This is a genomic window from Pseudoalteromonas sp. SR45-5 (assembly GCF_014163565.1).
GTDB lineage: Bacteria > Pseudomonadota > Gammaproteobacteria > Enterobacterales > Alteromonadaceae > Pseudoalteromonas > Pseudoalteromonas distincta.
This window is the reverse complement of the sequence record NZ_JACJDN010000089.1, coordinates 1-9,088: the sequence shown is the minus strand read 5'-3', so window position 1 is coordinate 9,088 and position 9,088 is coordinate 1. Positions and strand designations below refer to the sequence as shown.

General features: G+C 37.3%; 9 protein-coding genes. 4 read left to right on the top strand and 5 right to left on the bottom strand.

What is annotated here, in order from left to right:
• Positions 1-994: lytic transglycosylase domain-containing protein (locus tag H5072_RS05430; protein WP_182692916.1), on the bottom strand; the 994-nt coding region annotated here is incomplete at its 3' end.
• Positions 987-1,274 carry a YcgL domain-containing protein gene (locus tag H5072_RS05425; protein WP_004334712.1) on the bottom strand — a complete coding sequence of 96 codons (288 nt, stop codon included), beginning with the start codon at positions 1,272-1,274 and terminating at the stop codon, positions 987-989. The genes H5072_RS05430 and H5072_RS05425, both read right to left, overlap by 8 nt.
• 155 nt (positions 1,275-1,429) lie before the next feature.
• On the opposite strand from H5072_RS05425, the gene minC reads away from it, so the two are divergent.
• From minC to minE, 3 genes are read left to right on the top strand one after another with little or no spacing between them, the layout of a single operon-like run.
• The gene (gene minC, locus H5072_RS05420) at positions 1,430-2,134 is read left to right on the top strand and encodes a septum site-determining protein MinC (protein ID WP_024596847.1); all 705 of its coding nucleotides are present in this window, start codon (positions 1,430-1,432) and stop codon (positions 2,132-2,134) included.
• A 5-nt stretch (positions 2,135-2,139) separates the two neighbouring features.
• On the top strand, positions 2,140-2,949 hold the full coding sequence (minD, locus tag H5072_RS05415) for a septum site-determining protein MinD (RefSeq protein ID WP_004334708.1): 810 nt from the start codon (positions 2,140-2,142) through the stop codon (positions 2,947-2,949).
• A 1-nt stretch (position 2,950) separates the two neighbouring features.
• A complete protein-coding gene (gene minE / locus H5072_RS05410) occupies positions 2,951-3,214 on the top strand; it encodes a cell division topological specificity factor MinE (RefSeq protein WP_004334706.1) in 264 nt (87 codons plus the stop codon).
• Positions 3,215-3,538: 324 nt separating this feature from the next.
• Here the strand turns inward: minE and rnd are convergent, their stop codons facing one another.
• The 3 genes from rnd to H5072_RS05395 form a co-directional block, all read right to left on the bottom strand.
• Positions 3,539-4,669 (bottom strand): ribonuclease D, encoded by a 1,131-nt coding sequence (gene rnd, locus H5072_RS05405; RefSeq protein ID WP_182692915.1) that lies wholly within the window; start codon positions 4,667-4,669, stop codon positions 3,539-3,541.
• 51 nt (positions 4,670-4,720) lie between these two features.
• Positions 4,721-6,373 (bottom strand): long-chain-fatty-acid--CoA ligase FadD, encoded by a 1,653-nt coding sequence (gene fadD / locus H5072_RS05400; protein WP_182672373.1) that lies wholly within the window; start codon positions 6,371-6,373, stop codon positions 4,721-4,723.
• 115 nt (positions 6,374-6,488) lie between these two features.
• Complete coding sequence (locus H5072_RS05395) at positions 6,489-7,340, bottom strand: alpha/beta hydrolase (protein ID WP_182692914.1); 852 nt, start codon at positions 7,338-7,340, stop codon at positions 6,489-6,491.
• A 411-nt stretch (positions 7,341-7,751) separates the two neighbouring features.
• On the opposite strand from H5072_RS05395, the gene H5072_RS05390 reads away from it, so the two are divergent.
• Positions 7,752-9,041, top strand: coding sequence for an alkaline phosphatase (locus H5072_RS05390; RefSeq protein ID WP_182692913.1), 1,290 nt, complete (start codon positions 7,752-7,754; stop codon positions 9,039-9,041).
• Positions 9,042-9,088: the final 47 nt, after the last annotated feature.

Below are 9,088 nucleotides of genomic sequence, written 5' to 3'. Positions count from 1 at the left end.
TATCCGACAAGTAACCTACACTAGTAGCAAAGTAATACGAGCGATTCCAATGCATAAACACTTTGTAGTTATCGTACGCTAAGTACATACGGCCATTTATATCATCAGGCATAACCAGCGCAGCACGTACGTCTACATTAGGTAAATCAGAACCATCAGCTTTACGAACACCCAGTGCTTGCCAATCAGCTAATGAGCGCTCTGAGTCGTTCCAATATTCTAACCACTGCTTGCGAGTTTTGGTACCACGCACTAAAACGTATTTACTATCAAAGTTTTCAGGTAACTGAACTTGGCGACCCCACGTCAGAGAGTCGTTCCAGCCTTCTTGCTTTAGATAATTAGCAATTGAGGCAAAAGCATCTTCTTTTGTAGTCCAAATATCTTTACGACCATCGTTATTGTAATCAACCGCGTAAGCATTAAAAGAGGTAGGCATAAATTGCGTTTGCCCCATTGCGCCTGCCCAAGAGCCTTTAAATTTATCAAGCGTTATGTGGCCCGACTTTAAAATATCCAGTGCAGCCCAAAGTTGGCGCTTATAAAGTGCTTCTCGGCGTCCATCAAAAGCAAGTGTCACTAATGATGAAATAACGTTATGACCGCCTTGAATTGTACCAAAGTTACTTTCAAGCCCCCAAAGCGCGACTATAAAGCGTGCTTGTACGCCAAACTCTTTCGCTACTTTTTCAAGTACCTCTTTGTTTTCTGCGTAAAGCTTACGTGCGCGGTCAATTTTCCATTGTGGTACACGTTTTGGTAAATACGTATCAAGGGTTTCTTTGACTTCTGGCTGGTTTTTGTCAGCCGAAACCACTTTTTCTTTATACGTTGCTGTTGCAAACGCATCGTCAATAAGTTTGGCTTCGTAACCTTTTGCGATAGCTTCTTGCTTTAAATTCGCTAAATAATCTTGAAATTCAGCCTGAGTTTTTGCCATAACAGGTGAGCTTAAACATACACCACATAATATAACGATAAGTTTTTTAATCACTATCAACTCCATTGTCTTTTCGTAATTGGCTTAGCAAATTTTGCTCAGGTGGTGGAATTTGTAAGTAGTAGCCTTTATCAGGATTTGATAACGCTGCTTTTACAGTTTCTAAATCTGCCCCACCTAAATGCTCACGTTTTGCTAAATTGATGATCATCACATAAACAGGTTGACCAAACATAGCCATCAAAGGTTCCGGAACTTTACTAAAATCATCTCTTTTTTCAACAAATAAGAACGTATCCGCTTTTTTCTTACTTTTATATACTGCAGTGAGCATTATGGCCCTATAAATTCTTGCTTAACAATGCCGCACACTATAACATGAGAGTAATAATAAGTTAGAAAAATTAGATTAGAAATTTCAATAAAGGCCCTATTCAGCCTACGTTTATCTAAAATTAATTTCTAATCAGACAAATCAATTGAGCGTGTATGTCGGACCAAATTTTTGAGTTAAAAGGGAATCTTTTTACGTTATCAGTTTTGCATCTTTATAGTACTGATATAAACCTTTTAGCAGAACAACTGTATGTAAAAATAGCCCAGGCCCCTAAGTTTTTTGAGGGTGCGCCTATTGTCGTTAATTTAATTGAAATTAAAAACAGTTCACTTGATTTTGTTCACTTAAAATCATTAATCGAGCGAATGAGTTTTAATGCGGTTGGTGTGTGTAATGGCTCAGATGAGCAACATACTCAAGCAAAGGCTGCTGGCTTATCTGTTTTAAATTATTCACAAGACGTTAAGAGCGAACCTGTTAAACAAGAGCCCAATACATCGATTGTAGAAAAAACGGTGCATTTACCAGCGCAAATTATCAGCGGTACAGTTCGCTCTGGACAACAAGTTTATGCAAAAGATAGAGATTTGATAGTACTTGGCGCAGTTAGTCATGGTGCGGAAGTCATTGCCGATGGGAATGTGCATATTTATGGCACCCTACGCGGTCGCGCTATTGCAGGCGCAAAAGGTTTTAAAGAAGCACACATTTTTTGCCAAAAACTTGAAGCCGAGCTGGTTTCAATAGATGGTAATTACTGGATCAGTGATTCGCTACAAGGTGAACATTGGGGAAATGCAGTGCAAATACAACAAAAAGACGAATCATTAGAAATTTCAGCTTTGGTTAAAGGATAAATCTCATGGCAAAAGTAATTGTCGTTACCTCAGGTAAAGGCGGTGTTGGTAAAACAACATCAAGTGCTGCAATTGGCACAGGCTTAGCGTTAAAAGGCTATAAAACAGTTATTATCGACTTTGATATTGGTTTACGTAACTTAGATTTAATTATGGGTTGTGAACGCCGCGTTGTTTATGACTTTGTAAATGTAATTAATGGTGAGGCAAACCTTAACCAAGCGCTTATTAAAGATAAACGTGTAGATAAATTATTTTTACTACCTGCTTCACAAACTCGTGATAAAGATGCTTTAACACGTGAAGGTGTTGAACGCGTACTAAATGAACTAAAAGAAGACTTTGATTACATAGTATGTGATTCACCAGCAGGTATTGAAGCTGGCGCTATGATGGCGATGTACTTTGCTGATGAAGCAATTGTTACAACAAACCCAGAGGTGTCGTCAGTTCGAGATTCAGATCGTATTTTAGGTATTTTACACAGCAAATCAAAACGTGCTGAAGAAGGCCTAGAAAATATTAAAGAACACTTACTATTAACACGCTATAACCCTGGTCGTGTTGAAAAAGGTGAAATGCTATCGGTAGAAGATGTGCAAGATATTCTGTCAATCCCATTATTAGGGGTTATTCCTGAATCGCAAGCGGTATTAAGTGCTTCAAACTCAGGCCAACCTGTTATATTGGATACAGAATCTGATGCAGGCCAAGCTTATTCTGATGCAATTAACCGCTTACTAGGTGAAACCGTCGATTTTCGCTTCTTAGACGTTGAGAAAAAAGGCTTATTTAAACGGATTTTTGGAGGTTAACGTGTCTTTACTTGACTACTTCCGCTCAGAAAAGAAAAACAGTGCGTCACTAGCAAAAGAGCGATTGCAGATCATTGTCGCGCACGAGCGTTCTCAGCGAGGAACGCCGGATTACTTACCACAATTAAAACAAGATATTTTAGATGTGATCCGTAAATACGTGAACGTAAGTACCGATGCAGTTCAGGTTCAGTTTGATCAAAACGAAGACGATTTAGCCGTACTTGAGCTAAACGTTACACTACCTGATGAAGAAAAGAAGTAATTGAAGAAAGGGCGCTTTATAAGCGCCCTCTTTATTTTCATTTACTTTTTAATAACTTTCTAAATATCTACGTTTTAATCCCTTGCATGCAACTAAAACTTTTCTACTATGTAACACAAAAATTATAGATAATACCAATTCGCTTAATTAAGTGATCTATTTTGAGGATGGAAAAACGTGTTGATAGCTAGGCAAAAAAATCACTATTTAGTTGTTCTAAATGAGATTTTTTTAACACAGGTAACGACACGTTTAGCGCCGCAAAATGATTAAGTATTATTGCGGATTGGTATAAGTATTACACAGTAAAAAAAATATCTAGTCTTAAGTATCCCACTCTTTTAAAGCGTCTTTAACGTAGGTATATCGCCAAGAGCTTAATAAATCTGGCATTATATGACTCTGTTTTTGCTCATTAGTTAACTTCCAATTCCAACTAATCAATTGATTAATTTGCTTTTTAGAGGCCATAACGTCTTCAGGTATATTGTGCTCTTTAGCTACTTTAGTGATCTTTTGTTTAATATCTTTGGCTACTTTTTTATAAGTAGGAAAATCAATTAAGCGCTTAAGTACATCAGGATGCTGAGCATCAGGAACCGCTTTGGCAACTTCAATACACTTTATTATATCTACACCAGAGCGATTAACTTCAATTGCTTCAACTCCTGGAATTTGACGTAGAGCGTTTAAACTTGAAGGACCACGTTTGGCAATTTCAGTCATGTTATGTTCTTTTAACACAAAATTAAGCGCCAAATTTTTCTTGATAGCTTTATTTCTTCGCCATACAGCAAGCTCTTTTAACACCGCTAATTCGTGCGGTTTAAGTTGCCATGCATTTTTAATATCTTTATATAAAAGCTCGTCTGGTGTTTGAAATGCACGTTTTTTTGCAATCAATTCACTTTCGTTTATTACAATGTCAAAGAACCCAGCGGCATTAATACGCTCTATAATCAGCTCGAAACACGGCAATAAGTAAAAAGTATCTGCAGCAGCATAATCTAACTGTTTTTTAGTTAACGGACGTTGCAGCCAGTTAGTGCGTGACTCACTTTTATCTATTTCAATACCTTGCAACTCTTTTACCATAAGGGCAAAGCCCATACAGTTACCTTCCCCAAGTAACTGCAACGCAAATTGTGTATCAAAAAGTGGGGATGGAACAAAGCCTGCGTATTTTTGAAAAACCTCAATATCTTCTGAAGGAGAATGCAGTACTTTTAAAACACTAGGATCTTTTAGTATTTCCCAAAAATCGAATAATGAGAGCTCAGCTAACGGATCGATAAGCGCTAAATGCTGACCATCAAAAACTTGGATAAGTGCAACTTCTGGATACAAAGTGCGACGACGCATAAACTCAGTATCAATAGCTAAAATAGGCTTATTTTTTATTTGTTCAACAAAAGTGTTCAGTTGATTTTGGGTTTCGATCAATTGGTATTGCACTTAATCTCCTACAATAAAAAAGCCGACATATGTCGGCTTTTTTATAGGTTGCTAATCTTTCAAGGCTCTTCGGAGTATTTTACCTACGTTAGTTTTAGGTAACTCATCCCTAAACTCTACCAGTTTTGGGACCTTGTAATTAGTTAAATTATCACGACAGTGACTTATTATATCTTTTTCAGTTAAAGAAGGGTCTTTTTTAACAACAAAAACTTTAACTTGTTCACCACTTACATCGTGAGGAATACCAATAGCAGCAACTTCAAGCACACCTTCGTGCATAGCCACTACCTCTTCTATCTCATTAGGGAAAACATTAAAGCCAGATACAATGATCATGTCTTTTTTGCGATCTACAATAAAGAAGAAACCTTCATCGTCATAAGTTGCAATATCACCTGTTGCAAACCAGCCATCTTTTAAACATTCAGCTGTTGCATCTGGTCGATTGTAATAGCCCACCATAACCTGCGGGCCTTTCACACACATTTCACCCGGTTCACCTTTAGCGGCCTCTTCACCGTTATCAAGTATTAGCTTAATCTCAGTATTAGGCGCAGGCAAACCAATAGAGCCGTTATATGCTTCTAAATCATAAGGACTAATAGTTACTAATGGAGAACATTCTGTAAGGCCATAGCCTTCCATTAATTTTGAGCCAGTCACTTTTTGCCACTTTTCAGCAACAGGACGTTGCACGGCCATACCGCCACCAAGTGACATTTTTAAATGACTGAAATCAAGTTCAGCAAAACCTGGTGTGTTTAATAAACCGTTAAATAACGTATTAACACCAGTAATAGCTGTAAATTTATGCTGACCTAGCTCTTTAACAAACCCAGGCATATCTCGTGGATTTGTGATTAATATATTTAAACCACCGTACTTCATAAACGTCAGGCAGTTAGCTGTTAAAGCAAATATATGATAAAGCGGTAAAGCGGTAACAACAACTTCTGTACCACGATTTAACACTTTGTCTAAACAGCCTGAAACTTGCTCAAGGTTACCAACCATATTGCCATGGCTCAGCATTGCCCCTTTTGATACACCTGTTGTGCCACCGGTGTACTGTAAAAAAGCAAGATCGGACAAGCTCATTTCAGGACGTGTATATTTAGTTTCGTCTGCAGCTAGAACGTCTGAAAAGTTAATTGTGTTTGGTAAGTTGAACTTTGGCACCATTTTTTTAATGTGCTTAACAACAAAGTTGACTATGTGCTTTTTAAGCCCACCAACCATATCGCCTACTTGCGTTACTACAATGTGTTTAACATCAGTGTGTGCAAGTGACTTTTCAAGTGTGTCAGCAAAGTTTGCTAAAATGAAAATAGCGGTAGTGTCAGAATCCTTTAACTGATGCTCTAACTCACGCACAGTGTAAAGTGGGTTAACATTTACAACCACACAACCTGCACGTAAAATACCTAAAATGGTGACTGGTGTTTGTAGTAAGTTAGGCATCATTACGGCAACTTTGTCACCTTTTTTAAGACCTAAATCATTTTGAATGTAGGAAGCAACTTTTTTTGTTGCTGTATCTATTTCGCTATAAGACAGCGTTTTACCCATATTAGTAAATGCAGGTAAATCGGTGTAGTCAGTAAAACTTTTTTCGAACACTTCGAGTAACGAGTTGTAATGCTCAGGATCGATTGTTTCAGGCATACCCTCTGGGTAGCGCTTAAGCCAGATTTTTTCCACTCTTAGCCCCTGTTTATAATTATATTTTTATTAACCTTAATCTAAGTAAGGCGCTTTAACAATTGAGCAAATACTCTAATGGAGGAATAATCCCACATTTTACGTAAACTTACAATTAACATGCACCATTTTGCAGCATAAAGTCTTGAATATGCTTAAAACATAGTTCACTACTTTGCATATGACAGTGGTGCCCACCATCTACATTAATTACCTTTAAGCTATTGTAATAACTAATATACTTTGCCAGATTTTGTTTTACAAACGAATAACCTTCGTTACCTAAAATTAATTGGCACGGTGCAATTAAATCTTTTATTGCACCAATACATTGCGCCTCATTAAACCTAAAACCTGAGTGATTTTTAAGCTTTGGATCAGTTGTTAATGTATAACCATCTAAAACCGATTTTATATTTCGCTGCATTAAAAGAGCAATAAGCTCACTATTCAAATCGGTTGTTTGAGCACGTGCTTCATAAATAAGCTCTTTCGATTTATAAACTCTCTGCTTCTTATTTTTTAAACGCGCTCTATTTAATACTGCACTTTTTAGCTGTTCACATACGCCTTCGCTGGGAGTTGTAACACACCCAATCCCCTCAATAAAGGTAACAGATTTTACATAATCACCAAAGCAACTAGCAAAAAGCCCTGCAACCATGGCTCCCATCGAATGCCCAACTAAATGCACTTTTTTAACACCAAGCGCATTAATAAGTTGGTACACATCATCAATATAATCAACAAAATAATAATGTGCATCATCACTTCGCCAAGATGATAAACCATGCCCGACAAAATCAATACAGTACCAAGTGTGCTTTGGCTTAGCTTTACTTAACATTGGTATAAAACTGTGGCAGTTATCTAACCAACCATGCAACGCTATTACTATTTCATCCCCAGAACCTACTTTTAAGCCATGAATATTCAAGTTATTGGTTTCAATATTAAATGGCTGCACGGCAAGTCCTTTATTAATTTAGAGCATCATTATTTATAGCATACAAGTTGTCAGACCACTAACCGAGAAAATGGTGCCAAATTCGCTATTTAATTATCTTGATGTTCTAAAGAAAGTAAAAAATATAAAATAAAATTTAAACGATATCATAAGCTTAATTACCAAAAAAATAAGCTGATCTTTTTAAATACATTTGCTTTGTATGCCTTTTGAACAATTAAAAGGTGATAGCATCATATGTAGTTAAGCTATAACCAGTATAATTTAAATAAATAGAACTAACAGCGTTAACTACAATTCTATTCATATAACCCTAAATTATAAATATCTTAGATATTCATTTATTTATCATACTATCTGTATACAATATCAGCGGCTATTAAATAAGGTACACTCATAAGGTACACAACCATGAAAAAACAGATCAGCTTATTAGCGCTTTTATGCACCGCTTCTGGTGCTTACGCAGAATCAGCACCTAAAAATGTAATTTATATGATTGGTGACGGCATGGGTCCGGCTTACACCACGGCTTATCGCTATTTTAAAGACGACCCTGCAACAAAAGAAGTAGAAGGCACGGTTTTTGACACTATTTTAAAAGGCATGGCTCACACCTACCCTGATGACCATACTTATGTAACAGACAGCGCTGCGGGTGCTACAGCGCTTAGTAGCGGCCATAAAAGTTATAATGGTGCAGTTGCTGTAGATACAGATAAAAAGCCAGTTAAAACCATGCTTGAAATGGCAAAAGAGCGCGGTATGACAACAGCGCTTGTAGCAACTTCACAAATAAACCATGCAACACCTGCTAGCTTTACAGCTCACAATGAATCTCGTTACAACTACGATGATATTGCCAACGATTATATTGATAATAAGATTGCTGGTAAATTACCTGTTGATTTAATGCTAGGTGGCGGTACTAAATATTTTATTCGTGACGACCGTAATTTAGTTGAAGAATTTAAAGCGGCAGGTTACCAATACGGTGACGATATTAATAATCTGGGACAAATTACACAAATACCTGCCATAGGTTTGTATGCAAGCAAAGGCTTGCCATTTGCCCTTGATATGAACCCAACTCGCCTTACTCAGTTAACATCTAAAGCGCTTGGTTTACTAGATAACCAGAATGAAGAAGGCTTTTTTGTGATGATTGAGGGCAGCCAAATTGATTGGTGTGGTCACTCTAACGATATAGCGTGTGCGATGGCTGAAATGGACGACTTTGCTAAATCAATCGAAAAAGCAAAAGCGTACGTTGATAAAAATAAAGACACTATACTTGTAGTTACAGCCGATCACTCAACGGGCGGCTTAACTATTGGTTCGCACGGCCAATTTAAATGGGAAACAGACGTAATTAAAGGTGTTAAGGCAACGGCTAGTAAGTTAACAGACAAACTTATGGAGTCTAAAGACTTAAAACCAGTATGGACTGCTAACACCAATATTGAATTTACAACTGAAAACCAAATCAAACTTGAGCAAGCTAAAAAAATGGGCGAAAAAGCGCTTAATTTAGCTGTTAAAAGTATTATTAGTGATGCAAGCTTTACTGGCTGGACAACTGGCGGACACACCGCTGTAGACGTTCAAGTATTTGCCTATGGCAAAGGCAGTGAGCAATTTATCGGCTCACAAAATAATACTGATATTGCAGATAAGCTGATTGGCTTTATTGAGCAGTAAATTTCACCTCGTTTTGAACACAAAAAGCCCGAACACATGTTCGGGCT

Coding starts and splice junctions, on each gene's coding strand:
- H5072_RS05390 (WP_182692913.1), top strand. CDS start 7,752: ATGAAAAAACAGATCAGCTTATTAGCGCTTTTATGCACCGCTTCTGGT.
- H5072_RS05425 (WP_004334712.1), bottom strand. CDS start 1,274: ATGCTCACTGCAGTATATAAAAGTAAGAAAAAAGCGGATACGTTCTTA.
- minD (WP_004334708.1), top strand. CDS start 2,140: ATGGCAAAAGTAATTGTCGTTACCTCAGGTAAAGGCGGTGTTGGTAAA.
- minC (WP_024596847.1), top strand. CDS start 1,430: ATGTCGGACCAAATTTTTGAGTTAAAAGGGAATCTTTTTACGTTATCA.